At 47.6% G+C, this 23,488-nt stretch carries 23 protein-coding genes, 2 pseudogenes and 1 other annotated feature; of the genes and pseudogenes, 23 read left to right on the top strand and 2 right to left on the bottom strand.

What is annotated here, in order from left to right:
* The first annotated feature begins 274 nt into the window (after positions 1-274).
* The 19 genes and pseudogenes from BHE18_RS13505 to pheA all read left to right on the top strand — a co-directional run bounded on the left by BHE18_RS13505 (position 275) and on the right by pheA (position 16,158).
* Positions 275-1,258, top strand: a complete 984-nt coding sequence (locus BHE18_RS13505) for a hypothetical protein (protein ID WP_071619080.1) — start codon at positions 275-277, stop codon at positions 1,256-1,258.
* A gap of 147 nt (positions 1,259-1,405) precedes the next feature.
* Positions 1,406-1,972 (top strand): Maf family protein, encoded by a 567-nt coding sequence (locus BHE18_RS13500; protein WP_071619079.1) that lies wholly within the window; start codon positions 1,406-1,408, stop codon positions 1,970-1,972.
* A 32-nt stretch (positions 1,973-2,004) separates the two neighbouring features.
* Positions 2,005-2,709, top strand: coding sequence for a RadC family protein (gene radC, locus BHE18_RS13495; protein ID WP_071619078.1), 705 nt, complete (start codon positions 2,005-2,007; stop codon positions 2,707-2,709).
* A 232-nt stretch (positions 2,710-2,941) separates the two neighbouring features.
* Entirely contained in the window at positions 2,942-3,949 is a 1,008-nt protein-coding gene (locus BHE18_RS13490; RefSeq protein ID WP_071619077.1) for a rod shape-determining protein, read from the top strand.
* 193 nt (positions 3,950-4,142) lie between these two features.
* Positions 4,143-4,334: pseudogene (locus BHE18_RS23625) on the top strand (hypothetical protein).
* Positions 4,316-5,200 carry a rod shape-determining protein MreC gene (mreC, locus tag BHE18_RS13480; protein ID WP_071619076.1) on the top strand — a complete coding sequence of 295 codons (885 nt, stop codon included), beginning with the start codon at positions 4,316-4,318 and terminating at the stop codon, positions 5,198-5,200. The pseudogene BHE18_RS23625 and the gene mreC overlap by 19 nt, the downstream one beginning before the upstream one ends.
* Complete coding sequence (gene mreD, locus BHE18_RS13475) at positions 5,197-5,718, top strand: rod shape-determining protein MreD (protein WP_083573789.1); 522 nt, start codon at positions 5,197-5,199, stop codon at positions 5,716-5,718. Before mreC ends, mreD begins: the two co-directional genes overlap by 4 nt.
* A gap of 115 nt (positions 5,719-5,833) precedes the next feature.
* Positions 5,834-6,514, top strand: a complete 681-nt coding sequence (gene minC / locus BHE18_RS13470) for a septum site-determining protein MinC (RefSeq protein WP_071619075.1) — start codon at positions 5,834-5,836, stop codon at positions 6,512-6,514.
* Position 6,515: 1 nt separating this feature from the next.
* On the top strand, positions 6,516-7,319 hold the full coding sequence (gene minD, locus BHE18_RS13465) for a septum site-determining protein MinD (protein ID WP_071619074.1): 804 nt from the start codon (positions 6,516-6,518) through the stop codon (positions 7,317-7,319).
* A 383-nt stretch (positions 7,320-7,702) separates the two neighbouring features.
* Entirely contained in the window at positions 7,703-8,497 is a 795-nt protein-coding gene (locus BHE18_RS13460; protein ID WP_071619073.1) for a M23 family metallopeptidase, read from the top strand.
* Positions 8,490-9,356 (top strand): M50 family metallopeptidase, encoded by an 867-nt coding sequence (locus BHE18_RS13455; protein ID WP_235860324.1) that lies wholly within the window; start codon positions 8,490-8,492, stop codon positions 9,354-9,356. The genes BHE18_RS13460 and BHE18_RS13455 overlap by 8 nt, the downstream gene beginning before the upstream one ends.
* A 297-nt stretch (positions 9,357-9,653) precedes the next feature.
* Positions 9,654-11,099: an Rne/Rng family ribonuclease gene (locus BHE18_RS13450; protein WP_071619072.1), complete on the top strand. Its 1,446-nt coding sequence runs from the start codon at positions 9,654-9,656 to the stop codon at positions 11,097-11,099.
* A 67-nt stretch (positions 11,100-11,166) separates the two neighbouring features.
* Positions 11,167-11,245 (top strand) — a sequence feature (ribosomal protein L21 leader region).
* A 13-nt stretch (positions 11,246-11,258) separates the two neighbouring features.
* The gene (gene rplU / locus BHE18_RS13445) at positions 11,259-11,567 is read left to right on the top strand and encodes a 50S ribosomal protein L21 (RefSeq protein ID WP_032087493.1); all 309 of its coding nucleotides are present in this window, start codon (positions 11,259-11,261) and stop codon (positions 11,565-11,567) included.
* Positions 11,568-11,578: 11 nt separating this feature from the next.
* Positions 11,579-11,911 carry a ribosomal-processing cysteine protease Prp gene (locus BHE18_RS13440; RefSeq protein ID WP_071619071.1) on the top strand — a complete coding sequence of 111 codons (333 nt, stop codon included), beginning with the start codon at positions 11,579-11,581 and terminating at the stop codon, positions 11,909-11,911.
* A gap of 12 nt (positions 11,912-11,923) precedes the next feature.
* Positions 11,924-12,214 carry a 50S ribosomal protein L27 gene (gene rpmA, locus BHE18_RS13435; RefSeq protein ID WP_032087495.1) on the top strand — a complete coding sequence of 97 codons (291 nt, stop codon included), beginning with the start codon at positions 11,924-11,926 and terminating at the stop codon, positions 12,212-12,214.
* A gap of 631 nt (positions 12,215-12,845) precedes the next feature.
* Positions 12,846-13,379, top strand: coding sequence for a Spo0B C-terminal domain-containing protein (locus tag BHE18_RS13430; protein WP_071619070.1), 534 nt, complete (start codon positions 12,846-12,848; stop codon positions 13,377-13,379).
* A gap of 50 nt (positions 13,380-13,429) precedes the next feature.
* Complete coding sequence (obgE, locus tag BHE18_RS13425) at positions 13,430-14,719, top strand: GTPase ObgE (RefSeq protein ID WP_071619069.1); 1,290 nt, start codon at positions 13,430-13,432, stop codon at positions 14,717-14,719.
* 26 nt (positions 14,720-14,745) lie between these two features.
* Positions 14,746-15,201: an ACT domain-containing protein gene (locus BHE18_RS13420; RefSeq protein WP_071619068.1), complete on the top strand. Its 456-nt coding sequence runs from the start codon at positions 14,746-14,748 to the stop codon at positions 15,199-15,201.
* Positions 15,202-15,306: 105 nt separating this feature from the next.
* On the top strand, positions 15,307-16,158 hold the full coding sequence (gene pheA, locus BHE18_RS13415) for a prephenate dehydratase (protein ID WP_071619067.1): 852 nt from the start codon (positions 15,307-15,309) through the stop codon (positions 16,156-16,158).
* A 316-nt stretch (positions 16,159-16,474) separates the two neighbouring features.
* Here the strand turns inward: pheA and BHE18_RS13410 are convergent, their stop codons facing one another.
* Together BHE18_RS13410 and BHE18_RS13405 are read right to left on the bottom strand one after the other, a co-directional pair.
* Positions 16,475-17,017 (bottom strand): transcription repressor NadR, encoded by a 543-nt coding sequence (locus BHE18_RS13410; RefSeq protein ID WP_071619066.1) that lies wholly within the window; start codon positions 17,015-17,017, stop codon positions 16,475-16,477.
* Positions 17,018-17,067: 50 nt separating this feature from the next.
* Entirely contained in the window at positions 17,068-18,204 is a 1,137-nt protein-coding gene (locus tag BHE18_RS13405; protein ID WP_071619065.1) for an IscS subfamily cysteine desulfurase, read from the bottom strand.
* 129 nt (positions 18,205-18,333) lie between these two features.
* Here BHE18_RS13405 and nadB point away from each other — a divergent pair, with 129 nt between their 5' ends.
* The 4 genes and pseudogenes from nadB to safA all read left to right on the top strand — a co-directional run.
* A complete protein-coding gene (gene nadB / locus BHE18_RS13400; RefSeq protein ID WP_071619064.1) occupies positions 18,334-19,920 on the top strand; it encodes an L-aspartate oxidase in 1,587 nt (528 codons plus the stop codon).
* A complete protein-coding gene (gene nadC / locus BHE18_RS13395; RefSeq protein WP_071619063.1) occupies positions 19,889-20,737 on the top strand; it encodes a carboxylating nicotinate-nucleotide diphosphorylase in 849 nt (282 codons plus the stop codon). The genes nadB and nadC overlap by 32 nt, the downstream gene beginning before the upstream one ends.
* Positions 20,737-21,843: a quinolinate synthase NadA gene (nadA, locus tag BHE18_RS13390; protein ID WP_071619062.1), complete on the top strand. Its 1,107-nt coding sequence runs from the start codon at positions 20,737-20,739 to the stop codon at positions 21,841-21,843. The genes nadC and nadA overlap by 1 nt, the downstream gene beginning before the upstream one ends.
* A gap of 212 nt (positions 21,844-22,055) precedes the next feature.
* Positions 22,056-22,283, top strand: a pseudogene (safA, locus tag BHE18_RS23990) (SafA/ExsA family spore coat assembly protein); the annotation flags it as partial.
* Positions 22,284-23,488 lie beyond the last annotated feature (1,205 nt).

Below are 23,488 nucleotides of genomic sequence, written 5' to 3'. Positions count from 1 at the left end.
TGCGAGAAGAGCGTGTTAGGTGAGACTTGTCCAGCAACGGGGCTTAGAGGCGCATGAGCAAAGCCCCTCCGCTTTTCTTCCCGCAGGCTTGCTGAAGAGGCTCACCAACCGCCGGCGGAAAGCGGAGTCTTCCACGGAAATCAAAAGCGGCGATGAAAATACCAATCTATTAAAAAATTTGACGAAAACCTCTTAGGGCAAGACGACAAAAGTCTTGTTCTTTTTTTTATGCGATGTGATAGCATGGAAAAAAATAGATAAGGGGAGGGTGGCGATGGTGGACAAACCTGACGGCAAGAAAAAAATCTCCATCAAAATAAATGGCGAAAAAACGGAGTATGAAGAGGACATCCGCGTCCACGATTGGAAGATCGGCAAAGCCGAAACGGCGGCAGGCGAAGAAAAACTCGAGGATACGGGCTTTGATTGGAACCTGGCGGATGAAACTCCTCAGCCGCCAAAGGAATACAAAAAGATCAATTATGTAAGCGGCAAGAAAAAGAAGAATAAGAAATCATTCAAAAATCCTTTCCATGATTCTATCAATCTGATCATGTCGATTATCGGTGCGGTGGTTGTCGGTGCCGTACTGGGATTCGGTACGTTGAAGGTCATCACGAATACTGACGGGGAAGCGGCTCCCGCTGCCACTTTGCAGGACGAAACCTCAGCAGGCATGACGGAAGGAAACGAATCGGCCGGTGCCGTTAAGCTGAAGGAACTGTCGACGGCGATCCTGCAGGGAGGGGTCTTTTCGACGAAAGAATCACTCGCTGCGATGCAGGACACCTTGACATCCAAAGGCATTTCAAGTGCGTCCGTTGAAAAAGACGGACAGTGGTTCCTTCTTCTGGGCGTTTCTGCCGATGTCGAGACGGCGAAGCTTCTCGGCGAAGACATGAAAGGAGACGGAGTAGACGTATACGCCAAGGACTTTCAGCTTGGTGCAAAGGAAATCAAGGCAAGCAATAACGAAAAAGCATTTCTGGAGAAAGCGAACGGCCTTTATGCCATCCTTGCTGAGGAAAGCAGCAACGGTGTACTGAGCGGAAAGGGAAATGAGTCGGCGGCAGGTTCCATTGAACCCGTGCTGAAAGAAATCGAAGCAATCGACGTGAAGGGGGAGCCGATTGTAAAAATGAAAGAGTCGATTGTGAATGCAGCGAAGCAGAGTATCTCACTTGAGTCTTCAGCGGATGCCGAAAAGGTCCAGGGAGACCTGCTGGGTTATCTTGAAACTTACAGTAGTTTACAATAACCTCTGTTTTACGACTATTTTCCGGGAAATAGCCACTGAGGCGACAAGCATCCCAATTGCTTGTCGCCTTCTGCTTGTTTAAGGAGGCAGAATTTGGTACTATAATTTTGTATCTCCCATTCTATACGCCGAAAGGACTGACAGGAAATGTCCAACCTCATACTTGCTTCACAATCTCCCCGCCGAAAAGATCTTCTTCAGCAGCTTCAACTTTCCTTCACCACCATAAGCAGCAACGTTGATGAAACCGTTGAACCACATTTGAAACCCCATGAAGTAGTCACGGAACTCGCACTCAGAAAGGCAAATGAAATATCAATGAAACACAGGGATTCCTATGTATTGGGATCGGACACTGTGGTTGCACTGGATGACGTCATTCTTGGCAAACCGCAAACGGACGAAGAAGCCAGAAGCATGCTTAACATGCTGTCCGGCAAAACACACTCGGTCTATACGGGTGTAGCGATTTTGAAAGGTGAAGAACAGTCTCTATTTTATGAAAAAACAGATGTTGCGTTTTGGGAGCTTACACCTGCAGAGATCGACGAATACATTGCGTCGGAAGAACCATTCGACAAAGCGGGAGCCTACGGGATCCAGGGTCTTGGGGCAAAGCTCGTCAAGGAAATAAAAGGGGACTATTATGCCGTTGTAGGCCTGCCGATTTCCAAAGTATACAGGGCTCTCCGCGAAATGGGATATCTTCAATAAGAAAGGCTCCTCTGACCGGCAAAGGAGGACCTATGGAAAAAACATTGGAAAAACCGAACAATTTGATGATCCGCGATTTCCCTCTTGATGAAAGACCGAGAGAGCGCCTTATCCAAAGCGGGGCCGCGAGCCTGTCAAATCAGGAATTGCTTGCAATCCTCCTCCGTACGGGTACGAAATCTGAATCCGTCCTGCAGCTTTCAAACAGGCTGCTGACAAGTTTCGACGGTCTGAATCTTTTAAAAGATGCGTCCCTTGAAGAAATAACCAAAACAAAAGGCATCGGGCTTGCCAAGGCTGTTCAGATCATGGCGGCAGTCGAGCTCGGCAGAAGGATCGGCAACCTTGCTTTCGATGACCGATACAGCATACGGTCCCCGGAAGATGGAGCCAATTACGTCATGAATGATATGCGTTTTTTAGCCCAGGAACACTTCGTGTGCCTTTACCTTAACACTAAAAATCAAGTTCTCCACAAACAGACAATATTCATCGGCAGCCTGAATGCTTCGATCGTCCACCCGCGGGAGGTGTTTAAGGAAGCGTTCCGCCGCTCGGCTGCGTCGATCATCTGTGTGCATAATCATCCATCAGGCGACCCCACTCCGAGCAGGGAAGATATCGAAGTGACGAAGAGATTAGTAGAATGCGGGCGAATCATCGGAATCGATATACTAGATCACCTGATCATCGGCGAGAAAAAATTTATCAGTTTAAAAGAAAAAGGGTATTTATGACACTAGGATTTTTTTAATGGTTACGATATAATTATCTTTATGATTTTTACTGACAATATGCTGATTCAAAGCGTAGCTCATTAAAAAAGAGTCGTCCCCTAAAAGGACGAGTCTTTTCGTTATGTCATGAAGTATCAACTATTGTAAAAAAATTCGGGGAATAAGAGTTTGGACAACTCTCCTTAGTTAAATAGAGACCAGTCAATTTGTATCAGAAAGGGAGATACCAGTAATGTTTGGAACGAAAGATTTAGGAATCGATTTAGGCACTGCCAATACTCTAGTGTACGTAAAAGGAAAAGGAATCGTCGTACGCGAGCCTTCCGTCGTTGCACTCCAAACGGATAATAAGCAGATCGTCGCGGTCGGAAACGACGCTAAGAATATGATCGGAAGGACACCGGGGAATGTTGTGGCGCTGCGCCCGATGAAAGACGGAGTCATTGCTGATTACGAAACAACAGCCACCATGATGAAATATTACATAAAGCAGGCGACAGCGAATAAAAGCGCTTTTTCCAGAAAGCCTTATGTAATGGTATGTGTTCCTTCAGGAATCACAAGTGTGGAAGAGCGTGCCGTCATGGATGCGACCAGACAGGCCGGTGCAAGGGATGCCTATACCATCGAAGAGCCGTTTGCTGCTGCCATCGGGGCCAATCTTCCAGTCTGGGAACCGACCGGGAGCATGGTCGTCGATATCGGGGGCGGAACAACGGAGGTGGCGATTATCTCGCTCGGCGGGATTGTGACAAGCCAGTCCATCCGTGTAGCAGGTGATGAAATGGATGACAGCATCATCAACTATATCCGTAAAACGTATAACTTGATGATCGGTGACCGCACGGCGGAAACGATCAAGATGGAAGTTGGTTCAGCCGGGGATTCCGAGGGCATTGAATCGATGGAAATCCGCGGACGCGACCTTTTGACAGGCCTCCCGAAAACGATTGAAGTGACTGCTGCTGAAATTGCCTCCGCCCTTCACGATACGGTTTATGCGATTGTCGATGCCGTCAAGTCCACCCTGGAGAAGACACCTCCTGAACTGGCTGCCGATATCATGGATCGCGGTATCGTCCTTACCGGGGGAGGGGCGCTGCTCCGCAATATGGACAAGGTGATCAGTGATGAAACAAAGATGCCCGTCCTTATCGCAGAAGAACCGCTTGACTGCGTGGCCATCGGCACCGGAAAAGCACTCGATCACATTCACTTATTCAAAAACCGCGGTAAATAATTAACTTAAATTAAGTGGGGACTGTTCCTTAAAGTACATTACCTAGTACATTAGGGCGTCCCCATCTTTTTTCGCTTCCTGAATGTCGAAATAGTAAATAATTTGGAATGATATCAATATCGGAAAGATTTTGATATAGTATTTAATAGAATTAGCTATGTTAAAGCATACAGTTTTTAACTGTATCTAGCTGTTGATTGGAGTGCAAGACGCAGACTCCTGCGGGAAAAGCGAGACAGGTGAGACCCCGCAGGAGCTTTAGCGACGAGGAGGCTCACCGGCCGCCCGCGGAAAGCGGAGTATTGCACGGAAATCAACAGCGGTTTTTAACAGGCCAAGAATGAATAAAAGGTTGAGGTGTACAGCATGCCACAATTCTTCCTGAATAAACGATTGATCATTCTGCTCGTCAGCATTATCGTTCTCGTAGCCTTGATCGGATTTTCACTGCGGGAAAGAGACAGCATCAGCTGGCCGGAGCAGTTTGTGAAAGATATGGTAGGATTCGGACAATCAATAGTTTCAAAGCCTGTTAATTTCACAGGCGACATCATTGACAACGTGAAAGATATTCAAAATACATACACGGAAAATGAAAAACTGAAATCCCGGCTTGACGAACTGGTAAAGCTAGAAACACAGGTAAGGGACCTTAAACAGGATAATGAAGAACTGAGAGATGTCCTTAAGAAAAAAGAAGACCTTCGAAGTTATGACACGATTCAGGCCACAGTCATTGCCAGGAACCCTGATCACTGGCAGGAACTGATTACGATCGACAAGGGTGAAGTCAATGGGATCAAATCCGATATGGCTGTCATTTCTTCAGCAGGCTTGATCGGGAAAGTCAAAAGCGTGAACGAATTTTCTTCGACCGTGGAGCTTATCTCCACGAACAATACGAAGAACCGCATTTCGACCGTCATTCAGGGTAAACAGGATATCAACGGCTGGATTGAAGGCTATGACAGCGATAAGAAAGAGATATTGGTCAAGAGAATCCCGAACGACCTGAAAGTGGAAAAGGGATCGAAAGTCATCACCTCGGGCCTCGGCGGAGTATTTCCAAAGGGTCTGGTTGTAGGTGAAGTAAAAGAGGTCAAGCCGGATCAATACGGCCTGACGCAGACTGCTTATGTCAAACCGGCAGCCGACTTTTATCACTTGGAACATGTGATGGTGATCGACCGCGAGATGAAGGGCGTTTCTGATTCACAGGCTGAAGAGGAAACCGGGGAGGAAGAGCAATGATCAACCGGCTCATCCTTCCTTTGGTGACCCTGCTGATTTTCTACAGTGAGAGTCTGTTTGTCCTTCTTTTTCCAAGTGCGGAATTATTCGATCAGCGTATCCTGGTCCCTCATTTCCTGATCATCTTTATTCTTTTTATATGCGGTTTCTTTCAATATAAAACGGCCCTCTTATACGGATTCATCTTTGGGTTCCTGTTCGATATCTTCTATACGGAAATCAATGGGATTTACCTGGTGTTCTTTCCGTTTGTCGTTTTCCTGACGCATGCGATGATGAAGGTGCTGCACAATAATCTATTTGTATTCGCGGTGATTGTGCTGGTAAACCTCTCTGTCCTTGAATTCCTGGTCTATCAGATCAATGTCATCATCAAGCACACGGATATGTCGCTCATTCAGTTTGCCGATTTGCGCCTGTGGCCTACATTGGCTCTGAATGCCGTCTTTTATATTATCTTTTCCTATCCATTCAAAGTGTTTATGCAGCGAAAGCAGAAGCAGCTCCTTGAAGATTGATGATGGAAATTCAATGTAAAATTTTTGCGTGAAAATCGCGAAAATTGTCCTATGAAAAAAGGAAATAAACTAGCTAATGTCGAATTCATAGACGACTGAGGTGAAAAATTGCGCCATGAAAAAGAAACCAAATGTTATGATCAAGGGTACCAAGGAAGGTCTGACCCTTCATCTCAATGATCAATGCTCGTTCGATGAACTGAAGAAAGAGTTGGACGAAAAGCTGTCGGCACACTATCGTGAAACCGAGGGAACCCCGCTTCTCACGGTGAATATCCAAACGGGGAACCGATATCTGACAGAAGATCAAGTGGAAGAGCTGAAGGAAATCGTCAGACAGAAACGCAATCTGGTAGTGAATGAAGTATGGAGTAATGTCGTCACAAAAAATGAAGCAGAAAAATTAATGAACGAACGAAACATAGAAACCATGACGGGGGTCATCCGCTCCGGGCAGGTGATCGAAACACCGGGGGACATGCTGATCGTCGGCGATGTCAACCCGGGCGGAAGGATCCTTGCAGGAGGGAATATCTACATACTGGGTGCTTTGAAAGGCATTGCCCATGCAGGCTGCAACGGGAATAAGGAAGCGGTCATCGTCGCTTCGAAAATGCTTCCTTCACAGCTGCGCATTGCTGAAAGCCTGAATCGCGCGCCTGACCGGCCGCTTGACGAAGAACAGCATGATATGGAATGTGCCTATATCGATGAGCAGGGTCAGATCATCGTCGACCGCCTGCAGGTACTGAAGCATCTCAGACCAAATATTACGAGTTTTAAAGGAGGAAGCTAATGTGGGTGAAGCCATAGTTGTTACTTCAGGTAAAGGTGGAGTGGGCAAGACCACCACTTCTGCCAATGTTGGTACAGCATTAGCTCTACAAGGCAAAAAAGTCTGCCTGATCGATACGGATATCGGTCTCAGGAACCTCGATGTTGTCATGGGACTTGAAAACCGGATCATCTACGATCTGGTCGATGTAGTGGAAGGCCGCTGCAAAATCCACCAGGCGCTTGTGAAGGATAAACGGTTCGAGGATAAACTATTCCTTCTCCCTGCCGCGCAGACAAGCGATAAATCGGCGGTGAATCCCGATCAGATGAAAAAGCTGGTGACGGATCTGAAACAGGATTATGACTATATCATCATCGACTGCCCGGCAGGGATCGAACAGGGCTACAAAAATGCGGTGGCGGGCGCAGATCGTGCCATCGTGGTCACAACCCCTGAGATTTCGGCTGTCCGTGATGCCGACCGGATCATCGGGCTGCTGGAAAAAGAGGAAATTCAACCTCCCAAATTGATCATCAACCGGATCCGCAGCCATATGATGAAAAACGGTGAGTCGCTCGACGTAGATGAAATCACCGCTCATCTGTCCATCGATCTTCTGGGGATCGTAGCGGATGACGATAATGTCATCAAATCATCCAATAAGGGTGAACCGATCGCACTTGATTCCACCAGCAAAGCGTCGATTGCCTACCGGAATATCGCAAGACGCATCCTCGGGGAATCCGTCCCTCTTCAATCGCTTGAAGACAGCAAACCGGGAATGTTCTCTAAAATCAAGAGACTATTCGGTGTAAAAGCTTAAATAGATTAATAGACTTCAAAACCCGGCAGTGTTCAAATGGACATTGCCGGGTTTTCTATTTTACTGCGGCGGGGATGCTTTGGTGCCAGGCACAAATGGACTGATTTGAGCCAGGCACAAACGCCCTGATTTGAGCCAGGCACAAACGCCCTGATTTGAGCCAGGCACAAACGCCCTGATTTGAGCCAGGCTCAATCCCCTGGTTTCGAGCCTGGCTCAAACCGCCAAATCCGAGCCAGGCACCCCGCCGATGCCACACCCGCATCACTCACGTAATATTTCACGAATATTCCCTTCGGACAAGTCATACATTGTAGCATGAGAATAGTACAGGCTCGTTTTGCGCGGGGCCGGTTAATACCTTATAAAAAGGAATGGTGTTCATGGGGAATCGAGCGGATGAAATCAGAAAGCGGATTGCGAAACGAAAGAGGACGACGAATAAAACAACGACTCAGCGCGGGTATTCAAACAGCTCTTATTTTCTGCCGAGTGATGAAGAACGATACGGGGCAGAACGGTATTCAAGCTTTGAAGGGGGGCCGCCGCCGGAAGGATTTCATCCATTATTCAAAAAAGAGACATTCTTGATGAAAATCCTCGGCGCAGGCATCATGGTTCTGCTCACGGCGATCATGTTCAAGAGCCCTTCGCCAGTTTTCGATGAAGCGAAGACAGTGGTCAATCGCACGCTGGAAACCGAGTTCCAGTTCGCAGCCATTTCCTCATGGTATGAAGAGCAGTTCGGTAAACCGCTGGCATTGCTTCCCGGAGGCACGGAGGATAAGAACGCGTCTTCTGGAGAAGTGAGCACAGAAGAGTATGCGCGTCCCGTTTCAGGGAAAGTCGTAGAGAACTTCAAGAGTAACGGCCAGGGGATCATGCTGGAAACAGAATTTGGAGAGGATGTAGCCGCTATGAAGGGGGGCTTGATCATTTTTGCCGGAAAGAAGGATGAGCTTGGCAATACCGTCGTCATCCAGCATAAAGACAAGTCCGAATCATGGTACGGCCATCTTGAATCGATCGATGTCAATCAATATGAATATGTTGATAAAGGCGCGGCAGTCGGGGAAGTCTCAACCAGCGGCGAAAGCGATGTCTCCGGGGAATTTTATTTTGCCATCAAAATGGGTGATGAATTCATCGACCCGATACAGGTGATATCATTTGACTAATTTTACTTCGGCAGTAAAAAAACTCTATATCCATCCGCTGCTCTGGCTTGTGATGGCGATCGGCATTGCGACGGCACATTTTCTTGAGCTGATCATGCTCCTTTTGATCATCACCGTCCATGAGCTGGGCCATGGGGTGACGGCCCACTATTATTCCTGGAGGGTGAAGCGGATCGCGCTCCTCCCTTTCGGCGGGGTGGCTGAGATGGATGAGCACGGCAACCGCTCCCTTCGCGAGGAGTTCTGGGTGATTGCTTCAGGTCCGCTTCAGCATGTCTGGCTTGTGGGGGCAGGGTGGTTATTGATGAAGGGGAGTTTCATCAGCGGGGACCTTTTCACGCTGTTCCTTCAATTGAATCTCATGGTCCTGCTTTTTAATTTGCTCCCCATCTGGCCGCTGGACGGCGGGAAGCTGATTTCATTATTGCTTTCCCTAAAATTCAATTACTTGAAGGCATACGAAATGACGCTGATCAGTTCTTTTTCGCTCCTGATCCTGTTTCATTTATCCATCCTGGTGATTGCGCCTCTTCATTTGAATCTGTGGATCGTGCTGTCATTCCTGTATTTTTCCCTGTGGATGGACTGGAAGCAGAGAAGGTATAACTTCATGAAGTTCCTGCTTGAACGATATTACGGGAACAGCCATCAGTTTGCTGATCTTCGCCCGCTGCCGATCGAAGGGGAAGACACTCTTTTAACGGTAGTGGAACGATTTCAGCGCGGAGTGAAGCATCCGCTTGTCGTTCTGGATAAGGGGACGGAAGTCGGAAAGCTAGATGAATATGAACTGCTTCATGCATTCTTTGCCGAAAAAATGACCCATGCCAAAACGAAGGATCTTCTCTGCCTTTATTGACGAATGCACGCAGACTGTTTAAAGTGAATAGTGGATACTACACAAAGGTTTGACGCCAAGTCAATCCTTTTCTTTTTTTAAAAGGCTGTTTTCTAAAAGATTGTTGCTTTTCGTAAATTGTCTAGTAGCCTGAATGCTTCTAGTGGACGTGCTCTTTTCGAATTCAAGTTTAAACCACAGGTAGAAGTACATCAGAAAATACCCAAGTTCCGGTATTTTCTTGTGTGTAAAGCAACAAAATATGCGAAAAGAGCTTTTTAAAATGACTTGTTTTACATAGAAAAGAGGGAGCCTCAGTTGGAAGAAATCATTGTGCATGGAAAAGGCAGGGAAAAACGCTGGGTTCTGCGTAAAGATCATAAGGTCGGCGGACTGTATACGTATCAGCCTCAGGAAGAAACGCTGGCCGGGAATATCTATTATGGAAAAGTCGTCAAGGTGCAAAAGGGACTCGGTGCTGCATTCGTGGATATAGGGCAGAATAAAAACGGATATCTCCATGAGAAGGACTTCCCGCAAAACGTTGCGGCATATAACAGCGGGACGGCGGCTGTACCGATTTCGAAATGTGTGCATGAAGGCCAGAAAATCATCGTACAGGTAACGAAGGATGCTGCCGGCACCAAAGGACCGAAACTATCCGCCGTCATCGAGCTCAAGGGGGAGCATCTAGTCTATATGCCCGAAGGCCATTATATTGCCGTTTCAAAAAAGTTGGAAGAAAAGGACAGACGGGAATTAAAAAGGATCGGAAACGAGTGGAAAAAGGAAAAAGAAGGAGTCGTATTCCGTACAAAGGCATGTGGCACGGATAGGGAAGTGCTGGTGGAAGAGCTCGATGCACTGCGCCTTCAGTTCGACGCTTTTGAGCGGTTGAGCCGGAGGGGGAAGGCCCCTTCCCTGCTTTTGAAGGAAGATGCCTTCTATAAGGATCTCTTCAACCAATTGGATAAAGGGGAAGGCGGGCACGTGTATGTGGATGATTTTGACTGCTTTGAACAGATCAGAAACTGGACGGATGTGCATTATAACGGCAAATGGTCGGTCGGATACTATCAGCAGAGGGAAAATATCTTCCAGCATTACGGTGTAGCCTCCGTCTGGAAGAACGCCCTGAAAAAAGTGGTCTGGCTGGATAACGGTGCGTTCCTGCTGATCGAATCGACCGATGCTCTAACCGTTGTCGATGTCAATTCAGGTAAATTCACAGGCAAGGACGACCTTGAACAAACCGTGTTGAAAACAAATACACTCGCTGCTGCCGAGATGGCAAAGCAGCTTGTCCTACGCAATATCAGCGGCATCATCCTGATCGATTTCATCGATATGAAAAAGAAGGGTCACCAGGAAGAAGTCATATCCTCATTCAAGGAAGCCCTTGAAGGGGATTCTCAGCGTACCACCGTATTGGGCTTCACCGAACTCGGCGTCCTGGAATTGACAAGAAAGAGGACCCGTCCGTCACTGAACGACTATTTGACGGTTCCATGTCCTGTCTGCAGCGGGACCGGCCGGATCATAAGTCCCGAAAGCAAAGCCTTTCAGCTCGAGAGGGATCTGTGGGAATATCAGGGAACGGATGCATCGGAAATTTCCGTTGAAGGGACAGAAGATGTGCTGAGTGTTTTTGCCGGAAGTGATCAGCGACATTTGAATAGGCTGGAAAAAACATTGAAGCTGAAACTCAATCTTCACACGATCACCCATTCACATCCGCATTATCATATTGCGAAGATAATATGAATTTCGGGATTTATATTGACACCCCCTGCCGAATTGTGATAGGATTCTAATGTTATTGATTGTAGCACCCGTGCTACAACCGCTCAGAACAGGTCTTAAAGTGTGGAGTGATCCAACACCTGTGATTGGCGAGTCTGAGTTTATTAAGGAGGTGCGATTATGTACGCAATTATCGAAACAGGTGGTAAGCAAATCCGTGTAGAAGCTGGTCAAGCAATCTACATCGAAAAGCTAAACGCAGGTGAAGGTGATACGGTTACATTCGACAAGGTTCTTTTCGTTGGAGGCGACGATGTGAAAGTAGGAAGTCCATTAGTGGATGGTGCTACTGTAACAGCGAAAGTTGAAAAACAAGGCCGCGCGAAAAAGCTTGTAGTATTCAAGTACAAAGCTAAGAAGAACTACCGTCGTAAGCAAGGTCACCGTCAACCTTACACAAAAGTTGTAATTGACGAAATCAACGCGTAAGGCGTGATTGAATGATTAACGTTTACGTTGAGAAGTCCGGCGGAAGGATTCGTTCTTTCTCAATGGACGGTCATGCAGATTTTGCCGAACATGGGCAGGATATCGTATGTGCCGGTGCCTCTGCTGTTTCATTCGGAAGCGTCAATGCCATTATGTCATTGACCGGAATAGAACCCGAAATCGAGCAATCTGCCGATGGGGGATATTTCAGCTGCGTCTTTCCAGACGGCTTGCCTGAAGAAACGGATACGAAGGTCCAGCTCCTGCTGAATGGTATGGTGATCAGCCTGCAGACAATTGAAAGAGACTATCGTGATTTCATTAAAATAACCTTCAAAAAGTAGGAGGTGGAACAGATGTTAAGATTAGACCTTCAGTTTTTCGCGTCTAAAAAAGGAGTAGGTTCGACTAAAAACGGACGTGACTCCATTGCTAAGCGTCTTGGCGCTAAGCGTGCAGACGGTCAAATGGTTACAGGCGGATCTATCCTTTACCGTCAACGCGGTACAAAGATCTATCCAGGATTGAACGTTGGCCGTGGTGGTGACGATACACTTTTTGCTAAAACAGACGGTGTTGTTCGTTTCGAACGCATGGGACGTGACAAGAAAAAAGTGAGCGTATACCCTGTTGCGAATGAAGCTTAATCGCATATCTTTAACGAAAACTCTAACCGACTTTCGGTTAGAGTTTTATTTTTTGATGTGGGATTTGGGATGATGTTGGGTCGGGAGCCGAGATGGGTTGGTTGGCCTGTACGGTTGGGCAGTTGGTACAACCTCCGGGTTAAACGGTCAGACCGAATCCGGCGGCCGAAAAACGGATTTGATAATATAATTGAATTTTTGATAATAAAACCTTGGTTTTTGATAATATAATCGTTTTTTTGATAATAAATGTCCCATTTTTGATAATATGTCGGTCCCAGCACTGATGATTCAGGCAAAATGGAGTTCATGGACAGCGGTTCGAGCTGTTTTTTCTAAGATGTTGTCAGTTTTACTGCTATTATCACCGGTTTTGTCTAAAATCGAACCATTTATTTTCAACTTTCATTGATTTGTTTTTAAGTCCTGGAGTTTATGTTCAACTCCAACCCGCATATTTTCAACTGCCATCCAGCTCACTTCATCGCAGCAGCCACGCATCACGCATTCTGTCATTCACCCTATCCACATGATAAGCCCGTCCTTTCGACACTTTTTTCATAAACAATATACGCACAAGGCTCATGTTTGATATACTAACTAGTAGCACTTAAAGTATAGGAGTTATTATATGAGCGAAAATTGGGGTATTCTGGACGCACTTAGACATGCTCGTCATGATTGGATGAACGATTTGCAATTGATCAAAGGCAATCTTGAATTGAACAGGATCGAGCGTGCGAAGCAAGTCATAGACACCATGGTGATTACAGCGCAGAACGAATCGAAACTATCGAATCTGAAACTTCCATTATTGGCAGAATGGATATTAACATATAACTGGTCCACACATCTGGTGAAACTGGAGTTCGAAGTGGGGACAGCCGGATATGCCGGCACGCTGGATGACCAAAAGCTCGTTCTCATTTGCAAAGAATTGATGGAACTTCTTGAATCCGGTGTGAAGCCCAGTGCTGAAAACCAGCTTTCTTTGATTATCAATCTTTCTGAGGAACATCCCCGTTTTATATTTGATTTCACAGGTATACTAGAAGAAACAGTTGTTTTGGAAGAATGGATTGAGAAATTCAAGGTAAGCGGAAAAAATATAGAAACAGAACTGCTTCAAAATGAAGCGTTTGTGATTCATTTTCCTGTTGAATAGCATGTTCATCATGATATCAGCTGAAGGATGGATAAGTTAGGAGTGAAAGTATGTTTGTCGATCAGGTCAAGATCTATACAAAAGGCGGAGACGGCGGTAACGGAATGGTTGCCTTCCGCCGCGAAAAATATGTACCGAAAGGCGGTCCTGCAGGCGGGGACGGCGGTCATGGGGCAGATGTCGTTTTTGAAGTGGACGAAGGTCTCAGAACGCTGATGGATTTCCGTTATCAGCGCCATTTCAAGGCGCCGCGCGGGGAACACGGCATGAGCAAGAATCAGCATGGAAGAAATGCCGAGGATATGGTTGTCAAGGTGCCGCCGGGTACGGTCGTAAAAGACGATGATACCGGCGAAACGATTGCTGACTTAATACAGCACGGACAGCGTGCGGTCATTACAAGAGGGGGGCGCGGAGGACGCGGCAACTCGCGTTTTGCGACTCCTGCAAACCCTGCACCTGAGCTTTCCGAAAAAGGTGAACCAGGTCAGGAACGCTATATCGTCATGGAATTGAAACTGCTTGCCGATGTCGGTCTTGTCGGTTTTCCGAGTGTCGGGAAATCCACATTGTTATCCGTGGTATCTGCAGCGAAACCGAAGATTGCTTCCTATCACTTCACGACGATCGTCCCGAACCTCGGAATGGTCGAAACGGCAGACGGAAGAAGCTTTGTCATGGCGGACCTGCCCGGGCTGATCGAAGGGGCGCATGAAGGAGTGGGGCTAGGCCACCAATTCCTCCGCCACATCGAAAGGACCCGTGTCATCGTCCATGTGATCGATATGAGCGGAATGGAGGGGCGCGACCCTTACGAAGATTATCTGACGATCAACGAAGAGTTGAAGCAGTATAATCTCCGCCTTACAGAACGCCCGCAGATCATCGTGGCGAACAAGATGGATATGCCGGAAGCGGAAGAAAACCTGAAAATCTTCAAGGAAAAACTCCAGGATGATTATCCGGTATTCCCGATTTCCGCATTTACCCAGCAAGGCTTGAAAGAGTTGTTGTTCGCGGTTGCGGATAAATTGGAGACAACAGAAGAGTTCCCGATTACAGAAGAAGTCGAGGATACGGGTATTCATCGTGTGGTATACAGACACGAAGAAGATCAGCGTGACTTTGTGATCACGCGTGATCCTGATGGTACGTTTGTTGTCAGCGGAGCGAAGATCGAACGTCTATTCAAGATGACGGACTTCACCCGCGAGGATTCTGTCAGACGTTTCGCAAGACAGCTCCGTTCTTACGGTGTGGATGATGCCCTCCGTGAACGCGGTGCCGAAAACGGCGACACGATCCGATTATTGAAATATGAATTTGAATTCGTTGATTAAGCCTGGTCATATTGGGGGAGTAATCATTGGGAAAAAAATTTCAGGACGGTAAATTTTATCTGGTCCGTGAAGATGTCCTGCCGGAAGCGATGAAAAAAACGCTTGATGCCAAAGAACTGATCGAACGAGGGAAGGCTGAATCGGTATGGGAAGCCGTCAACCGGGTCGACCTGAGCAGGAGTGCATTCTATAAATACCGAGACACCGTCTTCCCTTTCCATACGGTGGTGAAAGAGAGGATCATCACCCTCTTTTTCCATCTGGAAGACAGGTCCGGTACATTGTCGCATCTTCTCAGTGAAACGGCGAAGCACGGATGCAATATATTGACCATACACCAGACGATCCCGCTGCAGGGAAGAGCGAACGTGACGCTATCCCTGAACGTAACGGATCTTACCGTTGGGTTGGAAGAACTATTGGCAAGGTTAAGACGACTGGAATTTGTCGAAAAAGTAGAAGTGTTGGGCTCAGGGGCCTGACACTTCTTTTTTTGCGCGCGCTCTTCCTTTTTAAAAAGATGTATATACAAAACCATCTTCCGCATGTTAGAATGTTCAATAAATTTCTCGAGAGGAAGAGACCCATTGAAAATTGCTTACCTAGGACCTCAGGCTTCATTCACGGACCTGGCCGTGAGGAAGGCATTTCCTGATGAACATCAAGTACCATGTGTGACAATACCGGACTGCATCGAGGCAGTCATTGAAGATGAAGTTGATTATGCGGTGGTCCCGCTGGAGAACGCCCTGGAGGGATCTGTACATATTACGGTTGATTATTTATTCCATGAAGCGGATTTATCCATCGTCGCCGAGCTGACTTCACCGATCCAGCAGCATCTGATGGTGCACCCTGAGAACAGCGGGAATGAACCGGGAATAGACAAGATCATGTCCCATTCCCATGCACTGGCCCAATGCCATAAATTCCTGCACAAGGAGTACCGGGGAGTTCCACTAGAACAGACAACCTCTACAGCGGCAGCAGCCAAATATGTCAGTGAGCACCCGGGGGAAAAGATTGCGGCCATCGGGAATGAACTGGCCGCAAAAGAGTATGGACTTTCAATCATCCATGAGAATATCCATGACTTTGCGTATAACCACACCCGTTTCATTGTGCTGAATAAAAAAAGCCAGCCGCTTTCGATCGAGCAAAAAATATCGGAAGACAAGACGACTCTGATGGTGACCCTTCCGAAAGACCGGTCGGGGGCCCTCCATCAAGTCCTATCCACCTTTGCATGGAGACAGCTCAATTTGAGCAAGATCGAGTCGAGGCCGCTGAAAACCGGGCTTGGGGATTATTTCTTCCTCATCGACGTAGCTCATGGAATGGACGAGGTACTCCTTCCAGGTGCGATCAGCGAGATGGAGGCCCTTGGATGTGAAGTCAAGATGATTGGGACGTATTCATCTTATTTGCTGGGTGAATAACGAAAAGACAGCCCCTTTATTAGAAAAAGAGGCTGTCTTTTTTCATAAATGCCATTCATTCAAAAATTGGACTTATCGTTACCTTGGGGTACACGCGGGTATGTTGAACCAGTAAGGGTGGGCTGGATAGTTTTATATTCGATATCCTGTATTTATGCTCGAAAACTTGATTATATGCTCGAAATCGGTCCGGTTATGCTCGAAATCCCAAATATATGCTCGAATACAGACTCCTGACCATCGTGACTGCACCCCCCTGTTTACAAGTCGGTAAACTATAAAAAAGCACCCGGCCAATTTTGTCCGGGTGCTCACATCAACTATAAGATTTCATCAAAAATCCGGCTTCCTCCAGAGCATGTTCAGCTTTCTTCAATGTTTCTTCGTCATGTGCCATGAGGGTGTGCAGGTGCACGCCGTCCGTCAATTCTGAAAGGTATGCGGCTTGTGTCTCACGGATTTTCGATAAAAACTGCTCTACTTCCTTACGATTCGAAACCATGATGGAAGCTGTCAGGTCACCGTATACACCGTGTTCGATTTTAACATCCTTCACTGTCACTCCGTGGTCGACGAGCAGGAATAACTCCTCTTCGGCCCTTTCAGGGGGATGCTGACAAGCTACGATCCGCTCGATCATTGTATCGCGGCTGGAGCCCGGCATGTAGAGATAGCCTTGACTCGTTGCGATGATCGGTTCACCTTTTGCTTTAAGCAGGGTGATATCACTGACGATTACCTGCCGGCTTACATTGGCTGTTTTCGCCAGTTCACCTCCAGTGATCGGGGCCTGTTTAGTTATGAGGTGGTCGAGGATGACTTGACGTCTCTCATCTCCAAGTATCTTTTTACCTGCCACTGCTATCTCCTCCGTACTATTTTTATATAGGAAATCATATCATATCTCCTTTATGAAATGTAAGTTTCACGCCGAATCTCTGAAAGGACAGCAGCCAGTTCCTCAATATGTTCTTGAGTAGTGGCGCGGCCAAAGGAAATACGGATAAACTCTTTCCCTGCTCTTTCCCCGATCCCCATGGCGGCAAGGGTCTTGGAAATTCCCTGTTTTCCTGTCTGACAGGCGCTTCCCGTTGAAATATGGATGCCTTTTCGGTTGCACTCGAGCATGAGCCATTGTCCTTCCACTCCATTTATGCCCAATCCGATTACATGTGGGAGCTGATGGGCGGCCTGCCCGCCGTAGATGGTGTAATCCCCGTCCATCGAACTGTCCAGGCTGTTAAGAAGAGAACTCCGCAGCTCTGAATAGCGATGATACTCTTCTGGGGGAGCGGCCTTTACTGCGGCCGATACAAAGCCGGCAATGCCGGGAAGATTGACAGTGCCTCCCCTGAATCCATGTTCTTGAGTCTGGTGCGTCATATAGGGGCGGATATCACAGGCAGGATGGAAATAAACGGCCCCGGCGCCTTTTGGTCCATAGATTTTATGGGAAGATATCGTCAAGCTGTCCACGATCGAAGCGGCTTCCTTCAGGTCGAGCTTGCCGAAGGACTGCACCATATCGCTGTGGAATAAGATATCTTTGCCATTCAGCAGTTTCCTTATTTCACGGAGCGGCTGGATGGTTCCTATTTCTCCATTGACATGACAGACGGAAACGACAGTTGTTTCATCAGTGATTGCTTCCTCCAGAGCCTCGAGGTCAATAAGTCCCTCAGAGTTGAAAGGAATTTTTGTCACCTTGAATCCCTCATTTTCCAAAAAGGAAGCAGCGCTGTGGATGGACGAGTGTTCGGCCCCGCTGATGAGGATATGTTTCCCCTTTTTTTGATAACTGAAGGCGAGTGTTAGGAGGGCAAGGTGGTTTCCCTCTGTACCGCCTGATGTGAATGATATTCCTTCCGCCGGGACACCGAGAAGGTCACCCAGCCTTTCCCGGCAATTTTCCAGGAGCAGCTGGGCTTTTCCGCCGGCATCATGGAGGCTGCTTGGGTTTCCCCAATAGTCTTCGCTGACCTTTCTATATATCTGTAAACTTTCCGGGTCGACCGGAGTCGTTGAAGCATAATCGAAATATAGCATTTCTCATTCTCCTTTAATGAACCAAAGTCAGCGATCTTTTCATCATGAATAAAAAAACTCTTGTAAATAGTTTAATAATGTGTAAATATATGTGTCAAGACACCTGTAAATAAACAGGAGGATTTTCATATGCTCAAATATGATGTAATCATAGCGGGAAGCGGAATTGCGGCGCTTCAGCTTGCCCGCCGGCTTCAGGACCAGCTGAATGTGATGATTATCACAAAGAATCACGTGACGGACAGCAATTCATATCTTGCACAGGGCGGGATAGCGGCACCGGTGGGGAAAAAGGATACAGTTGATCTTCATGTAAAGGACACAATAATCGCAGGCTGCTTTCATCAGTCTCCGGAGACAGTGGAAAACGTCATTCGCGATGGGAAGAGAATAATAGAATGCTTGATTAATGAGGGCGCACCGTTCGACAGGAGGAGTGAAGGAAATCTTGCTCTCGGAATAGAAGGGGCGCACAGTCAGCCCAGGATCCTTCACAGCGGCGGCGATCAGACGGGTAAATATCTCATTGAATATTTTTTGGCCTCACTGACGGAAAAAGTCAGGCTTGTACAGGGTGAAATGGTTTACGAACTGATCAGGAATGAAAGGGGCCGCTGCTGCGGGGTGAAAACAAAGAAAGGGGATGGATCCATAGCAAGTTATGCCGCCCATCATGTCGTACTGGCCACCGGCGGAGCTGGCTCACTTTATTCGGTGAGCAGCAATGCACCTGAGGTAACGGGGGACGGAATGGCTCTGGCTTTTCTGGCCGGGGCGGAACTTACTGACATGGAATTCATTCAGTTTCATCCGACACTGCTTTCGCTTGGCGGAAAAACAGGCGGACTCATTTCAGAAGCAGTGAGGGGTGAAGGGGCCATTCTTATCAATGATGCCGGCGATCGGATCATGGAAGGTATCCACCCTCAGATGGAGCTTGCCCCCCGGCATATCGTCGCTGAAAGGATGAACAAAGAAATATTGGAAGGGAGAAAGGTGTTTCTTGATATCAATCCCGTAAAAGATTTCGAATCGAAGTTCCCTTCGATTACGAATATGTGTAAACACCATGGAATCTCCCTGACACAAGGTAAAATTCCCGTCACCCCTGGATGTCATTTTACAATGGGCGGGATTGTGACGGATGAAGATGGAAAAACAACAGTAGAAGGTCTCTATGCAATCGGAGAAGCTGCCTGCACCGGCCTGCATGGGGCAAACCGGCTGGCGTCAAATTCCCTGCTTGAAGGTCTTGTCTTTGGAGAAAGGCTGGCAAGGCATCTGACCTCTGCGGAACGAACCGAAAATTCATGGACGACGTCCTATAGAAATCCGGAACAGAGACAACATCGTCCAGAAATCACTTTTACCCGGCAGGAGCTTAAAGAGCGGATGATGAGGGATGCAGGAATCATAAGGAATCGGGTGGATCTTTCAAGTCATTTAGAATGGCTGAAGGCTCAGGCTTTCACATTTGAGGAAGAGCTCGACCACATGTACAGAGAAGAAATCCAGCTTTACCTGATGTGGGTGGTCAGCATGCTGATCACACAATCCGCCCTGTTGAGGACGGAAAGCAGGGGAGGGCATATCCGTTCTGATTATCCCATTGAAAATAATGAAGACTGGTTTAAACGGTCCCTTTTTTTACAGAATGAAAATCATCAGTTGAAGGTGGTACAGGATGAACAACATCAAATTAAAATCTATGCTTGAAGAATTTTTGAAAGAAGATCTGGGTGACGGTGACCTGTCATCCGAGAGTGTTTTTGCGGAGAGCGATCAGGGCAGTTTTTACTTATTGGTCAAAGAAGACGGTGTCTTTTGCGGCAGAGCGGTGATTGAAACGGTCTTTAGGTTATTGAATCCTGCAGCCTCTGCAGAGGTTCATGTCGAAGATGGCGATGAGGTGAAGGAAGGGCAGCTGATCGCCAAGGTAAGCGGAAGTATGAGGACGCTTCTGCAGGGAGAGCGGGTGGTGTTGAATCTTATCCAGCGAATGAGCGGTATAGCGACTTCTGTGAAAAGAGCGGTTCGGAAAGTGGAAGGAAGCGGAGTCAGGATTTGTGATACAAGGAAAACGACACCGGGACTCAGGATGCTGGAGAAGTATGCCGTCCGGGCCGGAGGGGGATTCAATCACAGGATGGGTCTGTATGATGCCGTCATGTTGAAAGATAACCACATTTCATTCGCAGGCTCGATCGCTGCCGCAGTGGAAAAAGCAAAACAGCACTGCGGTCATACAGTGAAAATTGAAGTGGAGATCGAAAGCGAAGAGGGGTTGATCGAGGCTGTCGAGAGCGGCGCTGACATCATCATGTTTGATAACTGCAGCCCGCATCAAATCAGGGAGTGGCTGCCGCGCGTGCCGGCCGGTATGATCACGGAGGCTTCAGGCGGGATCACGGAAGAAAACCTGAGCGATTATGCATCCACCGGGGTCGGATACATATCCCTCGGATATCTGACTCATTCAGTGAAATCTTTGGATATAAGCGCGAGAGTTTTAAGGCAGGAGGTTGAGTGTTGATGAGATTACTTGAAGAACTGACGGCAGAAGCAGGTACACTTCCTGAATCCATTACCACCCTTACGCAGCAGGAAATGGAAATGAGGGTGCGTGAGATCAAAAGGACGCTGGGAAAACGACTGTTCATACCCGGTCACCATTATCAGAAGGATGAAGTTATTCAATTTGCCGATGCAGTGGGGGATTCCCTGCAGCTTGCTCAAATCTCATCAGAGAACTCGGAAGCGGAATTCATCGTATTCTGCGGCGTTCATTTCATGGCGGAAACAGCCGATATTCTGACGGGGGATTATCAGCAGGTCATCCTCCCCGATATGAGGGCAGGTTGTTCAATGGCGGATATGGCCGACATCCATCAGACAGAAAGAGCCTGGGCAAATCTTCGGGATTCATTAGGGGATACGATCATCCCGCTTACTTATGTCAATTCAACCGCTGCCATCAAAAGCTTCGTCGGAATGAACGGCGGAGCCACAGTCACATCATCAAACGCGCATAAAATGGTGAAATGGGCTCTTGGCGAGAAGGAACGCATCTTGTTCCTCCCCGATCAGCACCTGGGAAGGAACACTGCGGCAGATCTCGGTGTGCAAGAAAGTGAAATGGCAATCTGGGATCCGGCACAAAACAGTCTGATCCATGAAGGTGAGACGGCCGGAATTAAAGTGATACTATGGAAGGGTCACTGCTCCGTTCATGAGAATTTCACCGAAAAAAACATTGAACAGGTGCGGAACACGCACCCGGACATGAAAATCATCGTTCATCCGGAATGCCGGCGGGAAGTAGTTGAAAAATCGGATATGAACGGAAGCACGAAGTTCATCATCGAAACGATCAAGAATGCACCGGGGGGCTCTTCCTGGGCAATCGGAACAGAAATGAACCTTGTTAAGAGGCTGATAAAACAGCATCCCGACAAGCAAATCATTTCTCTTAATCCCTATATGTGCCCCTGCCTGACGATGAACAGAATCGATTTGCCTCACTTACTCTGGTCATTGGAGAAAGTCATGGAGAAAACACCTCAAAATATAATCAAGGTAGGGAAAGATGTCTCAGACGGTGCCATACTGGCTTTAGATCGAATGCTGGCACGTGTGTAGAGGGGATCATTACACTCCTTTTTTTCTAATGTAAAAAAGCAGAGCAAAAAAATTGTTCTGCTTTTTTATATGGATTCCTTTTGATTTAAGCGTTTACGGCTGCATGCAGGTATATTTTTTTTCGCCAGTTCATATGTTTTTATGTAGATGATTAGCAATTTGCCTATCTTGTCATAGGATATATAGACTTATGCCTGAGGAGGGAAATAAGAGTGAAAATCCATATTGTACAAAAAGGGGACACTCTTTGGAAAATCGCCAAGAAGTACGGTGTGAATTTCGAAGAGTTAAAGCAGATGAATGCCCAGCTTTCGAACCCTGATATGATTATGCCGGGCATGAAAATTAAAGTTCCGGCGTCAGGCGGATCCGTGAAAAAAGAAACGCAGATAAAGTTCGGGTCCAAGGAAGCGCCAAAGAAGGAAATGCCGATGAAAGAGATGCCTAAAGCCGAGCATCCTTTTAAAGAACAGAAGCCGATCACCCAGCCAGCTGCCGAAGAGCCGAAGAAAGAAAAGCCGAAGGAGGCACAGAAGCCGTTTACGCCGAAAATGCCTAAGCCAGTTATCCCGGAAATCGATATCAATAACTATTACATGATGAATATGGCGAATATGCAGGTTCAGCAGCCTATGCAGAAGCCGATGCAAAAACCAATGCAGAAGCCGATACAGCAGGCAAAACCAAAACCACAGCCAAAAGCCCAGCCGAAAATGCCGCCTAAACCTTCCAATATTCTTCCACAAGTCAAAGATGAAAAATCTCCAAAAAAGGAAATGCCAAAGCAAAATCAGGTTAAAGGGATCCATGATGAAGAAGAAAGTCTGCAAATGCCGGCTCAACCGGCACAATCTGCACAACCACAAGGAGGGTACAATCAGCCTATGTATTTCAACCCGAGTAATTGCGTACCAGTTTCACCTGTCATGCCTGGATCCGGTTTCGGAGGTCCTCATGGAGGAATGCAGCCAGGATACGGAATGCAGCCAGGATACGGGATGCCGATGGGACCGGGTGGTCAGGTCCAAGGTGCTATGATGCCGGGAATGCAGCAAATGCCAATGGTTCAAGGGATGGGCTACGATGATGATGAATCTTCAATGATGCCTTACATGCCGCACCAAAGCCCGATGGGTCAGCCTTCGGGAGTGATGGGAGCGCAATCCCCGATGGGTCAGCCATACGGTGTGATGGGAGCGCAATCCCCGATGGGTCAGCCATACGGTGTGATGGGAGCGCAATCCCCAATGGGTCAGCCATACGGTGTGATGGGAGCACAATCCCCAATGGGTCAGCCGTCCGGTGTGATGGGAGCACAATGCCCAATGGGTCAGCCGTCCGGCGTGATGGGAGCACAATCCCCGATGGGTCAGCCGTCCGGCGTGATGGGAGCACAATCCCCAATGGGTCAGCCGTCCGGCGTGATGGGAGCACAATCCCCGATGGGTCAGCCATCCGGCGTGATGGGTGCTTCAGATGAGGGCGATGGCTATCCATCTGTTCAAATGCCTTCACAGGGGCCGTGGCAAGGGATGCCTTACGACAATTGCTACCCGGTATCTCCTGTAATGCCTGGATCAGGTTTCCCTGGAGGTATGCATGGCCAGCCGATGTGGCCGGGTCAGGTCCAGGGAGCGATGGAGGA

Source organism: Rossellomorea aquimaris (genome assembly GCF_001877785.1).
In the GTDB taxonomy this organism is placed as follows: domain Bacteria; phylum Bacillota; class Bacilli; order Bacillales; family Bacillaceae_B; genus Rossellomorea; species Rossellomorea aquimaris_A.
Note: the sequence above shows the minus strand (reverse complement) of the source record. Positions and strands in the feature narration are given on the sequence as shown.

Excerpts from the sequence above, each read along its gene's own strand:
- BHE18_RS13505 (WP_071619080.1), top strand. The coding sequence starts at position 275 with ATGGTGGACAAACCTGACGGCAAGAAAAAAATCTCCATCAAAATAAAT.
- BHE18_RS13500 (WP_071619079.1), top strand. The coding sequence starts at position 1,406 with ATGTCCAACCTCATACTTGCTTCACAATCTCCCCGCCGAAAAGATCTT.
- radC (WP_071619078.1), top strand. The coding sequence starts at position 2,005 with ATGGAAAAAACATTGGAAAAACCGAACAATTTGATGATCCGCGATTTC.
- BHE18_RS13490 (WP_071619077.1), top strand. The coding sequence starts at position 2,942 with ATGTTTGGAACGAAAGATTTAGGAATCGATTTAGGCACTGCCAATACT.
- mreC (WP_071619076.1), top strand. The coding sequence starts at position 4,316 with ATGCCACAATTCTTCCTGAATAAACGATTGATCATTCTGCTCGTCAGC.
- mreD (WP_083573789.1), top strand. The coding sequence starts at position 5,197 with ATGATCAACCGGCTCATCCTTCCTTTGGTGACCCTGCTGATTTTCTAC.
- minC (WP_071619075.1), top strand. The coding sequence starts at position 5,834 with ATGAAAAAGAAACCAAATGTTATGATCAAGGGTACCAAGGAAGGTCTG.
- BHE18_RS13460 (WP_071619073.1), top strand. The coding sequence starts at position 7,703 with ATGGGGAATCGAGCGGATGAAATCAGAAAGCGGATTGCGAAACGAAAG.
- rplU (WP_032087493.1), top strand. The coding sequence starts at position 11,259 with ATGTACGCAATTATCGAAACAGGTGGTAAGCAAATCCGTGTAGAAGCT.
- BHE18_RS13440 (WP_071619071.1), top strand. The coding sequence starts at position 11,579 with ATGATTAACGTTTACGTTGAGAAGTCCGGCGGAAGGATTCGTTCTTTC.
- rpmA (WP_032087495.1), top strand. The coding sequence starts at position 11,924 with ATGTTAAGATTAGACCTTCAGTTTTTCGCGTCTAAAAAAGGAGTAGGT.
- BHE18_RS13430 (WP_071619070.1), top strand. The coding sequence starts at position 12,846 with ATGAGCGAAAATTGGGGTATTCTGGACGCACTTAGACATGCTCGTCAT.
- obgE (WP_071619069.1), top strand. The coding sequence starts at position 13,430 with ATGTTTGTCGATCAGGTCAAGATCTATACAAAAGGCGGAGACGGCGGT.
- BHE18_RS13405 (WP_071619065.1), bottom strand. The coding sequence starts at position 18,204 with ATGCTATATTTCGATTATGCTTCAACGACTCCGGTCGACCCGGAAAGT.
- nadB (WP_071619064.1), top strand. The coding sequence starts at position 18,334 with ATGCTCAAATATGATGTAATCATAGCGGGAAGCGGAATTGCGGCGCTT.
- nadC (WP_071619063.1), top strand. The coding sequence starts at position 19,889 with ATGAACAACATCAAATTAAAATCTATGCTTGAAGAATTTTTGAAAGAA.
- nadA (WP_071619062.1), top strand. The coding sequence starts at position 20,737 with ATGAGATTACTTGAAGAACTGACGGCAGAAGCAGGTACACTTCCTGAA.